10 protein-coding genes are annotated in these 17,985 nt (G+C 72.1%); 4 read left to right on the top strand and 6 right to left on the bottom strand.

Going from position 1 to position 17,985, the window contains the following annotated elements; translation table 11 throughout:
• Positions 1-7: 7 nt before the first annotated feature.
• Both ACWDSL_RS07960 and ACWDSL_RS07955 read right to left on the bottom strand, forming a co-directional pair.
• Positions 8-652 (bottom strand): response regulator transcription factor, encoded by a 645-nt coding sequence (locus ACWDSL_RS07960; protein WP_450482837.1) that lies wholly within the window; start codon positions 650-652, stop codon positions 8-10.
• Positions 640-1,851 carry a sensor histidine kinase gene (locus ACWDSL_RS07955; protein WP_450482835.1) on the bottom strand — a complete coding sequence of 404 codons (1,212 nt, stop codon included), beginning with the start codon at positions 1,849-1,851 and terminating at the stop codon, positions 640-642. The genes ACWDSL_RS07960 and ACWDSL_RS07955 overlap by 13 nt, the downstream gene beginning before the upstream one ends.
• A 183-nt stretch (positions 1,852-2,034) precedes the next feature.
• Here ACWDSL_RS07955 and ACWDSL_RS07950 point away from each other — a divergent pair, with 183 nt between their 5' ends.
• The 4 genes from ACWDSL_RS07950 to ACWDSL_RS07935 all read left to right on the top strand — a co-directional run bounded on the left by ACWDSL_RS07950 (position 2,035) and on the right by ACWDSL_RS07935 (position 10,822).
• Positions 2,035-2,202, top strand: a complete 168-nt coding sequence (locus ACWDSL_RS07950; RefSeq protein ID WP_450482833.1) for a hypothetical protein — start codon at positions 2,035-2,037, stop codon at positions 2,200-2,202.
• Positions 2,203-2,313: 111 nt separating this feature from the next.
• The gene (locus ACWDSL_RS07945; RefSeq protein WP_450482831.1) at positions 2,314-9,480 is read left to right on the top strand and encodes a CHAT domain-containing protein; all 7,167 of its coding nucleotides are present in this window, start codon (positions 2,314-2,316) and stop codon (positions 9,478-9,480) included.
• A complete protein-coding gene (locus ACWDSL_RS07940; protein ID WP_450482829.1) occupies positions 9,477-10,163 on the top strand; it encodes a hypothetical protein in 687 nt (228 codons plus the stop codon). Before ACWDSL_RS07945 ends, ACWDSL_RS07940 begins: the two co-directional genes overlap by 4 nt.
• Positions 10,164-10,189: 26 nt before the next feature.
• A complete protein-coding gene (locus tag ACWDSL_RS07935; RefSeq protein ID WP_450482827.1) occupies positions 10,190-10,822 on the top strand; it encodes an RES family NAD+ phosphorylase in 633 nt (210 codons plus the stop codon).
• A 46-nt stretch (positions 10,823-10,868) separates the two neighbouring features.
• Here the strand turns inward: ACWDSL_RS07935 and ACWDSL_RS07930 are convergent, their stop codons facing one another.
• From ACWDSL_RS07930 to ACWDSL_RS07915, 4 genes are all read right to left on the bottom strand, one after another.
• Complete coding sequence (locus tag ACWDSL_RS07930) at positions 10,869-11,204, bottom strand: FHA domain-containing protein (RefSeq protein ID WP_450482825.1); 336 nt, start codon at positions 11,202-11,204, stop codon at positions 10,869-10,871.
• Between the two features lie 227 nt (positions 11,205-11,431).
• A complete protein-coding gene (locus ACWDSL_RS07925) occupies positions 11,432-13,528 on the bottom strand; it encodes an AAA family ATPase (protein ID WP_450482823.1) in 2,097 nt (698 codons plus the stop codon).
• Positions 13,525-15,204, bottom strand: a complete 1,680-nt coding sequence (locus tag ACWDSL_RS07920; RefSeq protein WP_450482821.1) for a hypothetical protein — start codon at positions 15,202-15,204, stop codon at positions 13,525-13,527. Before ACWDSL_RS07920 ends, ACWDSL_RS07925 begins: the two co-directional genes overlap by 4 nt.
• Positions 15,201-17,693: a protein kinase domain-containing protein gene (locus ACWDSL_RS07915; RefSeq protein WP_450482819.1), complete on the bottom strand. Its 2,493-nt coding sequence runs from the start codon at positions 17,691-17,693 to the stop codon at positions 15,201-15,203. Before ACWDSL_RS07915 ends, ACWDSL_RS07920 begins: the two co-directional genes overlap by 4 nt.
• Positions 17,694-17,985 lie beyond the last annotated feature (292 nt).

Genomic DNA, 17,985 nt, shown 5'->3' with positions numbered 1-17,985 from the left:
CCTTGCGTCACCCCTTGTTCAGATACGCGAGCACCGCCAGCACCCGGCGGTGCCCGCTGTCGCTCGGCGGCAGGCCCAGCTTCGAGAAGACGTTGCCGATGTGCTTGCTGACCGCGCGGTCGGAGACGACCAGCGTCTTCGCGATGGTGGCGTTGTCGCGGCCCTCCGCCATCAGATGCAGCACCTCGCGTTCGCGCGGGGTCAGGGAGTCCAGGGGGTCGTCGCGGCGCCGGGTCATCAGCTCCGTGACCACCTCCGGGTCCAGCGCAGTGCCGCCCGCCGCGACCCGCTCCAGGGCGTCCAGGAACTCGTCGACCCGGCCGACCCGGTCCTTCAGCAGATAGCCGACCCCGCTCGCGCCCCCGCCCAGCAGCTCCGCGGCGTACGTCTCCTCGACGTACTGGGAGAGCACCAGCACCGGCAGACCGGGGATCTCCTTGCGCGCCGCGAGCGCCGCGCGCAGGCCCTCGTCGCGGAAGCCGGGCGGCATGCGCACATCGAGGACGGCGACGTCCGGGCGGTGTTCGAGAAGGGCGGGCAGCACCTCGGGGCCGCTGCCGGCGACCGCGGCCACCTCGTGGCCGGCGGAGGTCAGCAGCAGGACCATCCCCTCCCTCAGCAGGGCGTTGTCCTCGGCGATCACCACGCGCACGGCAGCTCCACTTCGATCACGGTCGGCCCCCCGACGGGGCTGTTCACCTCCATGGTCCCGTCAAGTGCCGCCACCCGGCGCCGCATCCCGAGCAATCCGCTGCCGCCCATGCCTCCGCCGGGGGCCGCGGCCGGGGTTTCGGCGCCGCCCCGGCCCTCGTCGCGTACGACGATCCGCAGCCGCCCGGCCGTACGGATCAGCTCCACCCGGGCGCGCTGGGAGCCGCTGTGCTTCGCGGCGTTGGTCAGCGCCTCCGCGATCACGAAGTACGCGGCGGCCTCGACCGCGGCGGGGGCGCGCGGCAGGTCCTCGCCCTCGACGCCCTTGCCCTCGACCCCGTCCGCGTCCACGGCCACATCGAGCCCGCTGCTGGCCGCGAGCGCGCGCACGGCGCCGACGAGGCCGCGGTCGGTGAGGATCGGCGGGTGGATGCCGCGGACGACGTGGCGCAGCTCGGTCAGCGCCTCCTCGGCCTGGTTCTGCGCGTCGTCGAGGAGCCGGCGCGCCGCGTCGGGGTCCTTGTCGTACGCCCGCTTGGCCAGTCCGACCCGCATCGACAGGGCCACAAGACGGGCCTGGGCGCCGTCGTGCAGATCGCGTTCGATGCGCCGCAGCTCGGCGCCGTGCGCGGCGACGGCGCCCGCGCGGGTGACGGTCAGCTCCTCGACCCGCTCGGCGAGGTCGGCGCTGCGCCGGGCCTCGGGGGAGGGGGTCAGCAGCGCGGTCGACCACATGGCGTCGACGTCGGCGAGGCGCGAGAGCAGCGGCAGTACCACGGCCGGGCGCTTGAGCAGCCCGCACCACACCCCGTCGACGAACACCCCCACGGACCAGACGATCAGCGAGACGTAGGCGAGGACGAGGCCGTAGCCGAAGTGCGCGAAGAGCCAGCGCAGATCCCGGTAGGTGCTCGGGTCCCGGGTCGCCGCGCGCACCCGCTCGGACAGCTCGCCGGTGAGCGGCACATACGCCTCGGGGACCGCCTTCCCCGACCAGGCCCCCACCTCCCGCCGCTTGAACCCGGCCATCCTGCGCAGCAGCAGCACCGTCTCCGGCAGCACGGCCGCGCCGACCACCAGGACCGTCGCGACGGCGGTGAACAGCAGCAACGCGATGTAGAGATACGACACCAGGGCCAGCGCGGCCGCCCGCATCAACTGGGCCGTGGCCCGCCCCGCCTGCTCCATCGTCTCGCGCATGGCAAGAGGCTAGGCGACCGGTCGCGGGGGCGCGGGCGATCGTGCACCCCGGCCTTGGTGTAGCGCGCTACACCATGACTTCGGGAGGGCGCACCCTCGAACACCCCAGGCCCTGGGCGGCATTGTGGATCACACAAGCTCACCGGAACCGCTCACCGGAACCGCTCACCGAAGGAACCCACCATGAAGTCTCTGCTCTGGACCCTCCTGACCATCGCCCTCGTCGCCAACGTCTTCACCAGCATCACGCTCAGCGGGGTCACGCAGATGCTCGTGAGCATCGGCACGGGCGTTGTGGTGCTCGCGTCGGCCGCGGGCCTGTACGTGCTGCGCGAGAAGCACGCCGGGTGATTCGCGGACGTCTTCCGGTCGGTTTCCGGCAGAGCCGATCAATCCCCTCCTGCGTCTGAGCCTGTGGGCAGATGATGGACGAAGCCTTTCGAGGCGAAGGGGGACGGGCTCATGCACGAGAAGGACGTCGCGGCGCTACGCGACAGGGCAGAACGGGCCGCGACCGAGGCCCTGGCGTGCACCGCGTCGAACCGTCTCCCCGATGCACCACCCGACCCCGCACCGCCCGACCCCGCACGAGCCGACCGCGTACGGTCCGAACTGGACACACTCGAAGCGGAGCTGGCCGCCGCCGTCCCGGACACCGACCCGCTGCTGTGCACCGTACGGGCCCGCCTCGGCGGCCTGTACGCCGATCGCTACCAGCGCGCCCCCACGGCCGAGGACCGGGCCCGGGGGCTGCGGCTGCTGCGCGCGGCCCGCGCCACCGGGGCGCTCGGCCCACGGGACCGGACCTTCGCCACCCTCGACCAGACGCAGCTGATGCTGACCCCCGCCATGGTGACCGGGTGGGACGGCACGCTGTCCCAGTTCATGGAGTCATTGAAGCTGGGCCGCCGGATATCGGCGGGTGACCCGGAACTCACCGGCGACCTCGCGGAGCTGGTCGGACTGCTGACCGAACTGGCGTCGGCGCTGCCCGAGAAGGTCGGCGAGCCCATGTCGTGGATCGCCGAGACCCTTGAGCGGTCCCAAGCCGTCGCGCACTCCGGGGACCTCGAGCAAGTGGCCGACATGGCCCACCAGATGTCGCAGCGGCTGCCTGGCGGCCACTCCGAGCTGCTGCGGACGCTGGGCGACATGGCTGCCGAATTCGCCGCGGACGGAGCGGGCGAGGATGGCGGGACCGAGCCGCCGACGGACTTCACCGACGAAGAGGCAGCTCTCACGTTCGCCCAATTGGCCCTTGTGATGGAGCTCCAAGTCCCCGGCACCATCCGGTCGGAAGACCTGGGCAGCCTGGTCGAGGCGATGAGCCAGGGCCCGGACGGCGAAGAGGCGGAGACCGCGATGCGGGCCGCGTTGAGCAGCATGGCCCACGGCGTACGCACGGGCGACGCCGACCGGCTGGCCCAGGCGGCGGAGCTGATCAACGGGGCGGTGGGCGACGGAGGATCCGGCCGGGTGGACTGGATGGCCAACCTCATCTCCCCCGGTCTGCTGGCCGCGGCCACCACACTGGGCGGCAACCTCAAGGACCGCGACCAGGCGCGCGCCCAACTCGACAGGCTCTTTGACCCCGCCTCCTCGGTGTTCGACTCGGCACACGCCACCGGGCCCGGCGCGGCGGGGCTGCGGATCTGCAACCAGTGCATGCATGTTCATATGCGTACGAACCAGGCCCTGGGCGAGCGGGACAGCGAAAAGCTCGAGGACCTGCTCGGTGAACTGCTCGACCTGCTGGAGGAGACCGACGACCGCGGCGAATGGCGGTTCCTGGTGCTCTTCCTGCTCGGCCAGGTCCAGCTGAGCCTGGCCATGCTGGACGGCGGGGCCACCGCCCTGCGCACCGCCGTCGCCTATCTCGAGGAGGCGACGCGGGACCCGAAGGTCCCGGCCTTCGCCCGGCCCATGATGGACGCGGCCTGGGCCCCCGCACTGACCCTGTTCTCCCTGGTCGAACCCGACCCCGTGCGGGTCAGGGAAGCCGTGGCCAGGGCCCGGCGGGCCCTGGAGGGCCCCGCCTCGACGGCCGACTGGCACGTCCGTATCCGGCAGGCCCTCGTCTACGCGCTGCTGGCCGTTCACAGGTCGACCGGTGATGGTGCCGTCCTGGACGAGGCCATCGGCGAACTGGAACAGGCCCGCCGCGACCTCACCGACCTCACCGACCGCGCCGGCCCGGAGATCGGCCAGAAGGTGCTGTGGGACCTGGCCGAGGCGTACCACCTGCGCGGCGACCAGGAGCGCGACGACCAAGCCGCCGCCGTCGGCGCAGCGCAGGAGTCGCTGCGGATGCTCGCCGAGGACGTGCTGTTGCAGCTCGGCGCGGAGCACGGTCTTGAGGTGGCGAGGGCGGGGGCCAGTCGTGGGTTGCTCGCTGCTCAGTGGGCTGCTGTGGACGGGCGGGTCGCCGAGGCGGTGGAGGCGCTGGAGAACGGTCGGGGGTTGGTGCTGCGTGCGGCGGCCGCGGCGGCGGGGGTTCCGGAGCAGTTGGCCGCGCGGGGCGAGGCGGAGCTGGCCGAGCAGTGGCGGAACGCCGTACGGGACCTCCCGCCCCAGGCCGCGCCGACGACCGGTGGCACCGGCACCGGCACCCCGGAAGACGTCCGGACCGCGCTCGCCCGCATCATGCCGACCGCCGACCCCGCCCCCGGCCTCACCATCCCCAGCACCCTCCGCCGCCGCGCCCTGGACGCCCTGCGGAGGCCTGACGGCGGCGGGGCGGAGGGGCTGCGCGGCCTGCTTGGCGCCCCCGGGGTCGCCGAGCTGCGGGAGGGACTGCGGGCCGTCGGGTCCGACGTCCTGGTCTACCTGGTGCCCGGGCAGGGCGCGGCGGACGGTGCGGCCGTGCTCGTACCGCGTACGGGTCGGCCGACAGCGCTGGAGCTGCCGGGGCTCGGTGCGCCCGGGCGGGAGCCGTTGGAGCGCTATCTGGATGCGGGTGCCCGGCGTTCGGCGGTGCCTGAGGGCGACTTGGACGCGTACGACGAGGCTCATCGGCAGTGGGAAGCCGCGCTGGAGGCGTTGTGCGACTGGGCGGGCGAGGCCGTGTTCGGGCCGGTGTTGGGCGCGCTGGGGGTCCGTACGGCGGAGGGGCCGGATGAGCAGGCCCCTGTCCGGCTCGTGCTCGTGCCGTGCGGCAACCTCGGCGCGGTCCCCTGGCACGCGGCGCGGCTCCCTGCGCCATCGGCGTACAGGTATGTCTGCGAGGGCGTGGTCGTGTCGTATGCGGCGTCGGGTGGGGAGTTTCTGCGGGCGGTGCGGCGTGGCCGGATGGCGGTCGGTGAGCGTGTGGTGTTGGTGGACGATCCCAGTGGGGATTTGATGTGGGCGCAGGACGAGGTGGCGGCTCTGCGGGCCGCGTACTATCCCGATGCTCTGTTGTACGGGTGGCACGAGACCGTGCCCGAAGGGGCGGGCACGCCGGAGGATGTGCTCTCCCACCTCCCCGGCAGTCCATCGCCCGCTTCGCTGCTGCATCTTGTGGTGCACGGTCTGGCCGGGGTGCGGCCCACCGACTCGGCGCTGCATCTCGCCGAGGGGCGGCTGACGGTCACCCGCATCCTCGACGTACCGGTCCTGTCCGCTGAGGACCGGGCCGCCGCCGGGCCGTTGATCGTGCTCAGTGCTTGTGAGACGGACCTCAGCAGCCGTGATCACGACGAGGCGCTGACCCCGACGACGGCGTTGCTGGCGCGCGGGGCGACTGATGTGGTGGGTTCGCGGTGGAAGGTGTCGGACAGTGCGTCGGCCGCGCTGATGGTGGTCTTCCACCACCAGCTGACCGTGATGGGGCTGGCTCCGCCGGATGCGTTGCGTGCCGCGCAGTTGTGGATGCTGGACCCGGACCGGCGCCCGGTGCCGGGGCTGAGGGGTGAGTTGCTGGCGGAGACCGAGGGCAATGTGCGGGGGCTGGCCCGGGTGGTGTCCTGGGCCGGGTTCATCCACCAGGGCAATCCGGCTGCCGACGCGCTGGCGGAAGAGCAGGGTCCGGTCGGGGCGTCACGCGGCAGGGCGGCACGGGCCGCGGACAAGGCTGCGACGTTGAGTCCCCCCTGGCGGCTCGACAATCCGTCCGCCGACGGAACGCCGTCCGGCGCCGCCCGCCCGCGTGCGGAGACCGACCTCACGCTGCTCGAAAGCGCCCTGCGAGAACTGGAGGCGCTCGACGGGGAGTTGGCTGCCGTCGTCCCGGAGGGCGATCCGCTGCTGTGCACCGTACGGGTCCGGCTGGGCTGCTTGTACGCCGACCTCTACGCGCGGAATCCCACGGACGACCTTCGGGCCCGTGGGCTGCGGCTGCTGCGCGGGGTCCGCGCCACCAGGGTGCTCGATCCGCAGGAGGGGCGGGTCGCCGCCATCCGGCTGGTGGTCTTGTTGTCGCCGCCCGGTTCGATGCATGGGTGGGAGGGCAAGTTCGACCAGATCATGGAGGTCTTCGATCTGGGCCGCCACATATTTGCGGGCGATCCGGAAACCATCGCTGACCTGACGGAGCTGCGTGGGCTGCTGGCCGGCCTGGTATCGGAATCGCCAGAGGGCTTCGCTGAACCCATGAGGCGGTTGATCGAGAACTTGGACATGATCGAGATCGCGCGCTCCGAGGGCGCGATCCGGATCGACGACCTGGCTGCGCGACTTGAGCGATTGGCATCGATGCTGGAGAGCCCAGACTCTGATTACCTGCGGTCCTTGAGCAGCACGGTCTCCGAGTTGGTCACCGAGTTCGCTACCGGCGAACCCGACGCCCATATAACCCCGATCGTGGTCACGGATACGGATGAGGCGGCTGCCACCACGCTGGCACAGACCATCGCCATGATCGAGATGAGCAATCCCGGCACTGTCCGGCCCGACGACTTGCCCGCGCTGGTCGAAGCGCTGGGCAAGGGGAGCGAGGGCGAAGAAGCGGACATCGCTTGGTGGGCCGCGCTGGGTCGTTTGCTGCACGGCATGCGCACTGGCGACCCCGACCTGCCGGCCGAGGCGGCGGAACTGCTCGGCGGTGTGATGGCCAGCAACAGCTCGGAGCGGACGAACTGGTTGAGCGAACTTCTCTCGCTCGGCGCGCTGGGCGAGACGTTCACCATGGGCGGGAACCTCGCTGATCGTGACCAGATGCGGGCTCGGCTCGACAAGTTCATCGACCTTGCTTCCGTCATGCCGCGCTCGGCACCCACCAACCCGTCGTTCCTGCGGCTCCTGCGGTCTGTGCAGGGGTTCACCCGGTGCGCACATCTCCAGCTGCGCATCGCCGAGGCAGCCGAGGAAGGCGATTCCGAAAAACTTCAGGGCGTGATCGAGGAGACGCTGGACCTGCTCGGGGAGAGCGACGAACACAGCGAGTGGCGAATCCTGGTTCTCTATCTTCTCGGCCTCGCTCATGGGGCTTGGGCCCTGCTGGACGGCGGGATGAACGCTCTGCGCACCGCCCTCGCCTACTTCGAGGAGACGATGGAGCATCCGAGCGTCCCGGCGGCCCTGCGGCCGATGAAGGAGGCGCTTGAGGTGGCCATGCTGGGTGTGTCCTCTCTGCTCGAACCCGACCCGCCACGTGTCCTGGAGGCCGTGGCCCAGGTCCGGCGAACCCTGGATGGCCCCGTCACGATCCCCGACCAGCATGTGCGCACCCGGCAGGCCATCGCGTCCGCGCTGCTGGCCGTGCACAAGCCGATGGGCGACCGCTCCGTTCTGGAGGAGGCGGTCGGCGAGCTGGAACAGGCCCGCCGCGACCTCACCGAGCGGATGAGCCCGGACACCAGAAATAGTGTGCTGTGGGAACTGGCCAAGGCATATCAGGAGCGTGGTGACCGGGAGCGCGATGATCTGGGCGCGGCGGTCGGCGCGGCGCAGGAGTCGCTGAAAGTGCTCGCCGAGAACGTGCTGCTGCAACTCGGTGCGGAACACGGCCTTGAGGCGGCGAGGGCGGGGGCCAGCTGTGGGTTGCTCGCTGCTCAGTGGGCAGCTGTGGACGGGCGGGTCGGTGAGGCAGTGGAGTCGCTGGAGAATGGTCGGGGGCTGGTGCTGCGTGCGGCGGCGGCTGCGGCGGGGGTTCCCGAGCAGTTGGCCGCCCGGGGTGAGGCGGAGCTGGCCGAGCAGTGGCGGAACGCCGTAGCGGGCCTCCCGGCCGAGGCCGCGCCGACGGCCAGCCGCCCGGATATCCGTACCGGAGCAGGTACGAGTACGGGGATGGGTTCCGGCTCCATGGAAGAGCTCCGGAGCGCGCTCGCGCGCATCGTTCCGTCCGGGGCCGCCCCCGGTTTCACCATCCCCAGCACCCTGCGCCGCCGCGCCCTGGACGCCCTGCGGCTGCCTGACGGCGACGGCTCCGAGGGGCTGCGCGGGCTGCTCGGCACGCCCGGGCTCGCGGAGTTGCGGGAGGGGCTGCGGGCCGCCGGTGCCGTTGCCCTGGTCTATCTGATGCCCGGGCAGGGCACTGAGGACGGCGCGGCCATCCTCGTACGGCGCACCGGGGAGCCAACGGCGCTGCCGCTGCCGCTGCCGGGGCTCGGCGCGCAGGGTCGGCAGGCTCTGGAGCGCTATCTGGACGCGGGTGCGCGGCGGTCGGCGCTGCCTGAGGGGGACTTGGACGCGCGCGACGAGGCTCAGCGGCAGTGGGAGGCCGCGCTGGAGGGGCTGTGCGACTGGGCGGGCTCGGAGGTGTTCGGGCCGGTGTTGGACGCGCTGGGGGTCCGTACGGCGGACAGCGAACCGGGCCGCCCCGCTCGGCTCGTCCTCGTGCCGTGCGGCAACCTCGGCGCCGTTCCCTGGCACGCCGCGCGGCTCCCCGCGCCACGGGGACACCGGTACGTCTGCGAGAGCGTGGTCGTGTCGTACGCCGCGTCCGGTGGGGAGTTTCTGCGGGCGGCGGGGCGTGGCCGGATGGCGGTCGGTGAGCGTGCGGTGCTGGTGGCCGATCCCAGTGGCGATCTGATGTGGGCGGAGGACGAGGTGGCGGGTCTGCGGGCTGCCTACTATCCCGATGCGCTGCTGTACGGGTGGCATGAGGACGCGCCCGAAGACGCCTCGGGCACGCCCGAGGATGTGCTGTGCCATCTGCCCGGCAGCCCCGCCGCGTCCCCCGCCTCGCTGCTGCATCTTGTGGTGCATGGCCTGGCGGGGCTGCGGCCCACCGACTCGGCTCTCCATCTCGCCGAGGGACGGCTGACGGTCACCCGCATCCTCGACGTACCGGCCGTGTCCGGTGAGGATCGGGTCGCTACCGGGCCGTTGATCGTGCTCAGTGCTTGTGAGACGGACCTCAGCAGCCGTGATCACGACGAGGCGCTGACCCCGACGACGGCGTTGCTGGCGCGCGGTGCCACGGACGTGGTGGGTTCGCGGTGGAAGGTGTCGGACAGTGCGTCCGCCGCGCTGATGGTGGTTTTCCACCATCACCTGACCGTGACCGGACTGGCTCCGCCGGATGCGTTGCGTGCGGCTCAGCTGTGGATGCTGGATCCGGATCGGCGGCCCGTGCCCGGGCTGACAGGGGACTTGCTGGCGGAGACCGAGGGCAATGTGAGGGGACTGGCCCGGGTCGTGTCCTGGGCCGGGTTCATCCACCAGGGCAACCCCGCGGCCCAGGCCGCCGTGCCGGGAGGACGGGCATGACCACCAACGATCTGATGGAACTGCTGCGCCGGTATCTGCCGGAGATCCGCGCCTCGCTCACCGCCCCGCAGTTCGCCCGCTTCCAGGACAGCGTGCGACGGCTCGCGGAGGTCGGGGACGACGGGCGGGCTATGCGCCTCGCGCTGCGCGAGGTGCGGCTGTGTCTGCTGCCGCTGCCGCGCGAGAACGAACTGCGCAGGCGGCTTGACCAGTTCCGGTCGGCGGGCGCCGCCCCCGCGGCGGTCCTGCCGGACGCGGCCCAGCTGGACGAGCTGATACGGCTGCTGGAGTCGGTGGACTGGCCGACGCTGGACCCCGCGAGCGCGGAGATCGCCCGGGGGGTCAGACGGCGGCTGCTGACCACTCCCGCGCGCGGGCCGGAAGAGCTCACGGGCGCCGCCGCCCAGGACCCGGCCAGGGCCGGGCTCATCCGGCTGACCGACCCCGAGCTGGGGGACCGCTACCCGGACTTCCAGTTCGATCCGGATACCGGCGAGCCCCATCCGGTCGTGCAGCGGATCAACAGGCTGCTGCTCTCCGACCAGGACCCCTGGGGCGCCGCGGACTGGTGGCTCGCCGGCAACTCCTGGCTGCGCGACACGCCCGCCACCCTCGTCGGGCGGGTGCCGGACGCGCTGCTGACCGAGGCCGCCGCCGCGTTGGTGGGGGACGGGCGATGGTAGAGCAGGCTCCCAACGAGGACGCGCGGATGAACCCGACCCTGATCGGTCTGGAGGCGGGCACCGAGCTGTGGCGGTGCCATGAAACGGCGTACTGCTGCACCGAGTTCAACCCGGTCACCTCGCACTCCCACTTCGGCGGCAGCCGCTTCGACGGCACGGCCGAGGACCCGTATCCGTATCTGTACGCGGCCCTGGAACCGGCCACCACCCTGGCCGAGGTGCTGCTGCGCGACATGGAGTTCACCTGGCCGGCCGGGATGCGTCAGGTGCCGTGGGCGAAGGCCGCGATCCGCTCGCTCTCCAAGCTGCGGGTGACCGAAGACCTCACGCTGGTACGGCTGGTCAAGGAGGAGGACCTGGCCGGGGTGTTCCAGAACTCATGGCTGCTGGAGACCGATGGGCCGGGCTATGCGCAGACCCGCGCCTGGGCGCGGGAGATCCGGCGCCAGGCGCCGGAGGCCCAGGGGCTGATATGGGAGTCCCGGCGGCACCGGGACCGCCGAGCGCTGGTGCTGTTCGGCGACCGTTGCGGGGCGGAGCCGCTGAAGGCGGTGCCGGACTACGCCCACAACCTGGGGACCTTCGAGGGGGCGAGCGTGGCCAACGAACTCCTGGCTCCGCTGCGGGCGGTCATCGTGCCGCCCGGCATGCGGATGTGAGCGCGCGGGGCGGCACGGGGGTTGCCGCCCCGCGCTCCGGTCGGGGTCAGTCGGGGCTTGGGCCCGGGCCGTACAGCCGTACGGTGATGGTGATGCGCAGGCCGAGCCGGAGTTGGTCTTCGTCGCGCAGGGGGGTACGGACGCCCGGCATGAGCTTGGCGCCGTTGATGAACGTGCCGTTGTGGCTGCCCTCGGGCGGCTCCTCGGCCCAGGCGCGCCCGTCCGGCTCCACCGTGATTGACACATGGCGGCGGGAGACCTTCGGCCGGTCGGCGAAGACGGCGGCGGTGTCCGGCGCCCAGTCCGGGTGCCGGCCCAGGGTGAGCGGTGCGTCGGTGCCGTGTCTGAGTTCCAGGCAGGGATCGGAGCAGATCAGCAGCACATGGGTGCGTGTGCTGTCGCAGGCGGCGCAGCGGGGGTCCCGAGGGGCAACCTGCTCACGGCAGTTCCAGCAGGGTCTGGATGTCTCCACCCCGGAGCTCGGGTCGGGTTCCTGTTCCGGTTCCCGTCCCGGTTCCGGTCCCGGTTCCGGTCCCGGCCCCGGTCCCGGTCCCGGTCCCTGTTCTTCCTCGTCGTCCTCAGCATCGGGAATGGGCATCCAGTCCCTGCTCACCGGCCACCACCCCGTACCACCCGCAGGTCCAGGGCCACCGTCCCGTCCCCGGCCGGTCGTACGCCGGTGACCGTGACCACCGTGCCCGCCAACTCCCCCTGGTCGAAGAGCGCGCGGGCCAGCGGGTTGATCAGGTGGGTCTCCAGCAGCATGCCGATGCCCCGGCCGCCGTTGTCGACGTCGGCCGTGCAGTAGGCGGAGAGCGCCTGATGCGCGTCGTCGGAGAGGCGCAGATGTACGCCCTGCTCCTCCCGCAGCACGCGCTGGATGTTGCCGATCTGCGAGTTGAAGATCTCGGCGGCCACCTTCGTGTCGATGTAGTCGAAGACCACCACATTGCCGCCGAGCCGGTTCATCAGCTCCGGGCGGCCGATCTCCTCGACGAAGTGTTCCTTGACGTTGCTCAGAATGATCTCTTCCAGCTGGTGGTACGGCATACCCGGCTCGGCCACCCGCCCCTCGCGCCGGCCCTCACCCGTCCGCTTCCTGACCCCGAGGTTGGAGGTGAAGATCAGCACGCATTCGCTGAAGTACGTGGTGACCCCCTGCCCGTCCGTGAGCCTGCCGTCCTCCAGCACCTGGAGGAACTTGTCGAGCACGGCCTTGTCGGCCTTGTCGATCTCGTCGAACAGCACGACCCGGAAAGGGTCGTTGCGCACCGCCGTGGTCAGCTCGCCGCCCGCCTCGTAGCCCACATATCCCGGTGGCGCGCCGAGCAGCCGGTCCACCGAGTGCTTCGAGGAGAACTCGCTCATGTCGAAGCGCAGACAGGCGTCCTCGGTGCCGAACAGCACCGTGGCCACCGACTTGGCCAGCTCCGTCTTTCCGGTGCCGGTCGGGCCCGCGAAGAAGAGGACACCGCGTGGGCGGCTGCCGGGGTGGGAGGCCTGGGCGCCGGAGAGGCCGAGGGCGGCGCGTTTGAGGATGTCCAGCGTCTTGCCGACCGCCTTCTCCTGGCCCTTCACCCGCGAGCGGATGTACGCCTCGCCCTTCCTGATCTGCTCGCGGACGTAATCGGCCTGCCAGGGGTTGTCCTTGACGCCGAGCTGGTAGATCCGCACCGCGTCGCGCATCTCGGCGAACGACAGTCCGCGGTCGAGGGCCATACGGGCGCTCTCCCGCATCGCGCGCAGCGTCAGCCCGGCGGTGGCCCGGGCGAAGGTGTCGACGTCGTGTTCGTCCGGCCGCCGTTCCCCGTCGAGTCGTTCCTTGTCGAGCCGTACCTGCCCGTTCGTGTCCTCGCTGCCGCCGCCGGACTTGGCGATGTGCTCCTGCGCGAGCAGCTGGGCCATGCGCCGCCTGCTGCCCAGGTCGGGCAGCGGGATGCCGATCGTACGGACCCGCTCGCTGCCCGCCACCAGCCAGGTGGGCAGGTCGCGTTCGCCGTCGGCGAGCCAGATCACGGGGTTGAACAGGCGCCGTCCGCTGTCCGGGTCCGGGATCGGCCGGGCTTCCTCAGCGAGTTTGAGGCAGTTGAGGAAGAAGTCCCGCTCCGGGTCGCTGAGGTGGGTGACATCGGTGGGGATACGGGCGGCGTAGTCGATCAGGAGCACGACGCGGTACGGGTGTTGCCGCTGTGGCGTCTCCGGGCGCGTACGGATCTCGGGTGTCTTCTTCGCCCGCTGCACCTGCTGCTTCCAGCCGGTGACGATCGAGTGCAGGGTGCGTTCGGCCTCCGCCAGGGGTACGGGGGTGTCGGTGCGCTGGGCGCGGGCGGCCCTGGGGGCGTCCCGGCCGTGCAGCAGTTCGCGCACCTCCTTGGCCACGGGGTCGTCTTTGGGCGCGCGGCCGGTCACGACGGTGAAGCCGTCCGCGATGTCGAAGCGGATCAGCACCTCGTAGCCCTCCTCCCGCAGGGCGTTCCACAGGACCTCGGTGAGGGTGTGGTGGTCGTCGTACTGCCGCTCCGCGCCGCCCTCGTCGGGGTCTTTGTCGTGCCGGACGAGGTGGAGGTCCCGGATGCTGCCGTGCAGCACGTACTGGGACTGCACGCTGAGGGTGCCGACCAGTTCCTCGGTGAAGGCCGGGAGGGCGCGCTCCCGGCGGCCGGCGGCCGGGGACGCGGGTGGCTTTCCTGGCTCGGGCGTGGTCATCGACGCCGCTCCTCGTTGTCCTGGTAACGGGCCTTGAGCGGGGGCGGGTTGTAACGGGTCGACCGGGACGTCGCGGGCCGGGCCGGCTGCTCGGGCGGCTGCCCGAGGTCGAACTCCAGGCTGAGCCCCGCATGTTTGGTCAGCCGCCCCAACGCCTCCAGGTGCTGGGACGCCTGGGCGCAGCGCTTCCGGTCGAGGGCGCGGTCGGCGTCGGTCTCCTCGGCCGGGTCGCGTTCGCGGTGCATGGTGGCGACCCGGGCGGAGCCGTGTACGTCCACGCTGACGCGGAGCCAGTGTTCTTCGCCCCAGCCCGGTGGAGTCCAGTCGATCACCCGGACCGTTCCGGACGTGGAGTGCGTGAACGCCTCGGGCTCCGAGCGCTTGACCGCCGCGCGGATCACCTCCGCGGCGTACGCGCGCTCGTACGCGTCGACCCGTTCCTTGACTCGCTCGCCGACGCGGGCCTTGACCCGTTGGCGCTCGGCGTCCACCAGGGCGCCGCCCTTGTCCAGGATTCCCTCCAGGATCGCGATTTCCGCCGTGGCGTCGGGCAGCGGGCCGGGGATGCCGGGCGGGACGTTCCGGAGGAAGGCCAGCTGCTGGGCCGCCCACTCCTCGTGCTCCCGCCGCTGCTCGGCTTCGTGTGTCTTCTGCTTGGCGAAGTGGGCGGCCTGCCGCAGATGGAGCTTGGCCATGGAGGGCCGCCGGCCGACGACCTTCACCGCGCCGGCGATCTGCTCCTCCACCAGGCGGTAGTCCGCCGCGGAGATGTGGTGCGGGAGCGTGGCCAGCAGCTCGGCGCCCCGCCGTACCACCTCGTCCTCGGTGAGCGCGCCCGCCGCCACGGTCGGCTGCTGCTGCTGCTGCTGCTGCTGTGCGGCGGCGGTCGGTGGTGCCTCGGCCCCGGTGGCGGCCTGCTCGTACTCCGCAAGCGCCTGCTGACGTCGGGCGCGCAGCTTGGCGTGCCAGCCGTCGTCGGTGTCGGGATGGGCTACGGACACCGGGCCGACGGCGGCCGCCATCGTCGCCCGTGCGTACGCGGCCTCGGCGCAGCGCAGCCGGCGGTCGGTTTCGGCCAGCCGGTGCCACATCTGCTCCAGGCTCGCACCGTTCAGGTCCAGCGGTGGCGGCAGGTCGGGCAGGCCGGGCGTACCGGGCGTGCCGGGTGGTCCGGACGGACCGTCGGGGCCGGTGGGCGGGGCGGTGCGCCGGAACCGAGCGTGCAGCGAGTCGATACGGGCGTTGGCGCGGGCCGCGGCGAAGGCGGCGTCCTTCCAGCACGCCGCCGCCTGACAGGCGTCCAGCTGCCGCTGCTCCAGCTCCGCCTGGTGCGCGGCGGCGCGGATGACGGCCTCCGAGAGCAGCTGCGCACCGGCCATGGCGGCGCGGCCGACGAGCAGGGCGCCGCCGAGCGCGCTCAGGCCGATCAGGGCGGGCACCACCATGTCGTGCAGCTGGTCCATGGCCGAGTCCATCGCGTGCCCGGCGGCGTTGTGCACCGCGTTGGCCACGTGGTCGCCGACACCTGTGTCGATGTGGCCCGTGATGTGTTGCGACACCCCGTTGTCCGGCACCGCGTTCTGAAAGGCGTCGGACACCCCCGGAGCCGGAGGGGGCTCCGACAAGAAGGTCGGGATCACGTCGTCGACGCCGGGGACGGCTACTCCTGAACTCATAGGTGGTGTCCCGTCTGTGGCATGGTGGCCGCCGTCGTCCAGCGGCCGGGGTGGGCCCGGTCGTCCTGGCCGCGCAGCTCCGCGACGTAGCGCCGCCAGCCGCGCAGCCGGTGCCAGGTCCACCAGGCGAGCGCGGCCACAGTGGCCAGCGGCCACACCCAGGCGGCGTAGACCACGGTGAGCCACATCAGGCCGAGCGGCAGCAGGATCAGCAGGCCGCGGACCGGGAAGCGGACGCCTGGGGCGCGTATGAAGCGGGCGGCGGGCAGCGCGCGGCGGATCAGCAGCCCGGCCAGGGAGCGGTGCGGGTGGTAGAAGGGGCTGCCGATGCGGTACGCCGCCCACAGCTCCAACGCCGGGACGGCGGCCGCCGCCGGGAGGGCCAGCATCCAGGCCGTCAGCACGGTGCTCTGTGCGGCCCAGCCCGCGAGGTCGCTCAGGCCGATCACGAGAATCCAGGGGCAGACCAGGACCATGGCCCCGCCGAGGGCCCAGCCGAGCGTGGGCAGCATGTCCGCTCTGCGCACCCACAGCGTGGCCACGTCCAGGTCGCGCTCGGTGCGCAGGGCGGCGCGCTGTTCGTCGACCCGGCCCTGCGCCTCGGCCGACTCCTGCGCGGCGTACCCGGCCAGCCACTCGGCCAGTTGCAGCCGCACCAGGTCGTCCGGGTCGCGCAGCAGCCGGTCGTACCAGGGCACCGGCTGCTCCAGCGCGGCCTGGATGCGGGCGGTCCGGTCCCTGAGTTGCCGCCCCAGCGCCTCAGGGGCCGCGGCCTGCGACAGCAGCGCGGTGAGCCGGGTGCGGTCGAGCCGGGTGGCGGCGCGCACCTCGGCGCGCGCGGCGCGCAGCAGGGGCGACTCCGTGATCACCTGCTCGACGGTGTGCTCCCAGCGGGACCGGGCCGTCAGCCACCGCTCGTGCACCTTGGCGAGCCCTTCACCGCCGGGCCGTTGCTCCAGCAGCGGCAGGATGGTGTGGTCCTGCAGGTCCTTGACGAGGGAGAGGGAGAACTCGTCGCCCCGCCCGGCAGCCCGCAGCAATCCGCCCAGCCCCGTCGGATCGAGTGGCACCCCGCGGTACGAGGCGTCGAGGGTGGGGCCGAGCCAGGAGATCAGCCGGACCAGCGTGGCGGGCCTGGGCTCGGCTTCCAGGAGGGCGAGCAGCGCGGCCAGTTCGTCGGCGTCGAAGCCCGATTTGTTCTCGAACTGGCGCAGCCAGCCGGTGAACTCCCCTCGGCTGCGCCGCCGGCCCAGGGTGCGCTGGGTCTGCCGCCAGTTCTCGCTGAACGCCCTGGCCAGCTGCTTCGGCCGGGTGTACTGCTCGCCGAGGAACGCGAACGGCTCGATGCCCGGGTCCTCGGCCGGGTCCGATGCGCCGGGGGCGGTGCCCTCCTCCCAGGGGGCGATCGGCGGCGCGCCGCCCACCAGCCACTGCGCCACCTCGTCGGTGCCCCAGCGGTGCTCGGGGTCGCGGGTGAGCAGCCCCTTGCAGAGCAGCAGCAGCCGGGCGTCGGTGACCAGCACCAGGTCCGGGGCGCGGGAGCTGATCTCCTCCCGTACGAAGTCGTTGTCGGTGAACGGGACGGGGTGCCGGCCGCCGGCCATCTCGGCCACGATCATCCCGAGCGACCACCAGTCGGCGGGCGGGTGGATGAGCTGGTTGCGCAGCGACGCCTGCGGTGACATGTAGAGCGCGGTGCCGACCCAGCGCTCGTTGCGGGTGTAGCGCTCGGCGGGCTCGTGGGCGGAGACGGCGAAGTCGACGAGGGTGAGGTCCGGGGCGTTCGGGGCGTCCGGGTCGAGGCTGCCGAGCACGACGTTGGCCGGGCTGAGGTCCCGGTGCACGATGTTCAGCTCGTGCAGGGTGGTGAGGGCTTCGTGCAGCTGCCGTACGACGCGCTGGATGAGCCCGGGGTCGACGGGGCCCGGGTTGTCCCTGAGGTAGCGCGCCAGGTCGGTCTCGCCGTAGGACGGGGTCAGGTCGTACGGATGGCCGTCCGCTCCCGTTTCGTCGGTCTCGGTGAAGTGGGTGAGGTGTTGGCGCCGGCGGTCGCGCAGCAGCTCCCATACGGTGCGGTCCGGGCCGTGGCCGCGGTGGTACCACTTGAGGATGTGGGTGCCGCGGTCGTCCTCGACGCGGTAGACGGCCGCCTGGTACGGATGCTCGGGGCGGCGCAGCACGGCCCGCAGCCGGAACCGGTCGCGCAGCGAGAGCGGCAGCAGGGCGGTGTCCCCGCGCAGATCGCGTCCCCCGTGCGCGACCTGCGCGGGCCCCGCCCCGGGGAGCTCGTCCTCGGTGAGCGCTCCGGCCGCCGCGGCGGCAGAGGTGTTGGGCGGGGGCGATGGGGGCGGTGGTTCCTCGTGTTCGGTGGGCGGGGGGCCGGCGCCGTATTCCTGGAAGTCGTCCGGCGTGCGGTGTTCCTCGCCGGGGGCGGGGTCCTCTTGCTCTTCGTATTCCGTGGCGGGCGGGTCCTCGAGGGGCTGGGTCATATTGGTCACCTCGTGTGTGGACGGGGGTGGTCTCCGTTGATCAAGAAAGTCATGGCCTCGGAATTCGGAAATGTGTTCCGAAATTCGCCGACCTGGCGAGCTGGCAGGGTCGGTGGTGGCCGAGAAGACGGCCTGTGTGAGTCAACCGCGTGAGGTGCTGACCACCGGCTCGCCGGTACAACACCTGCGGCAGCCCGCTGAACTGCTGGCCTCTGCTCACCGAATTCCGGACAGGCCCCGAGCAACCCCAGGGGGCACCTCCCATGCCGAAGGCTATGGGGGCGAGACACCG

It is taken from the genome of Streptomyces sp. NPDC000941, from assembly GCF_053599555.1.
This window is presented reverse-complemented; position numbering and strand designations above follow the sequence as displayed.

Bases quoted from the DNA above. Each gene is read 5' to 3' on its own strand.
- ACWDSL_RS07955 (WP_450482835.1), bottom strand. From the start codon at position 1,851: ATGCGCGAGACGATGGAGCAGGCGGGGCGGGCCACGGCCCAGTTGATG.
- ACWDSL_RS07950 (WP_450482833.1), top strand. From the start codon at position 2,035: ATGAAGTCTCTGCTCTGGACCCTCCTGACCATCGCCCTCGTCGCCAAC.
- ACWDSL_RS07945 (WP_450482831.1), top strand. From the start codon at position 2,314: ATGCACGAGAAGGACGTCGCGGCGCTACGCGACAGGGCAGAACGGGCC.
- ACWDSL_RS07940 (WP_450482829.1), top strand. From the start codon at position 9,477: ATGACCACCAACGATCTGATGGAACTGCTGCGCCGGTATCTGCCGGAG.
- ACWDSL_RS07935 (WP_450482827.1), top strand. From the start codon at position 10,190: ATGAACCCGACCCTGATCGGTCTGGAGGCGGGCACCGAGCTGTGGCGG.
- ACWDSL_RS07925 (WP_450482823.1), bottom strand. From the start codon at position 13,528: ATGACCACGCCCGAGCCAGGAAAGCCACCCGCGTCCCCGGCCGCCGGC.
- ACWDSL_RS07920 (WP_450482821.1), bottom strand. From the start codon at position 15,204: ATGAGTTCAGGAGTAGCCGTCCCCGGCGTCGACGACGTGATCCCGACC.
- ACWDSL_RS07915 (WP_450482819.1), bottom strand. From the start codon at position 17,693: ATGACCCAGCCCCTCGAGGACCCGCCCGCCACGGAATACGAAGAGCAA.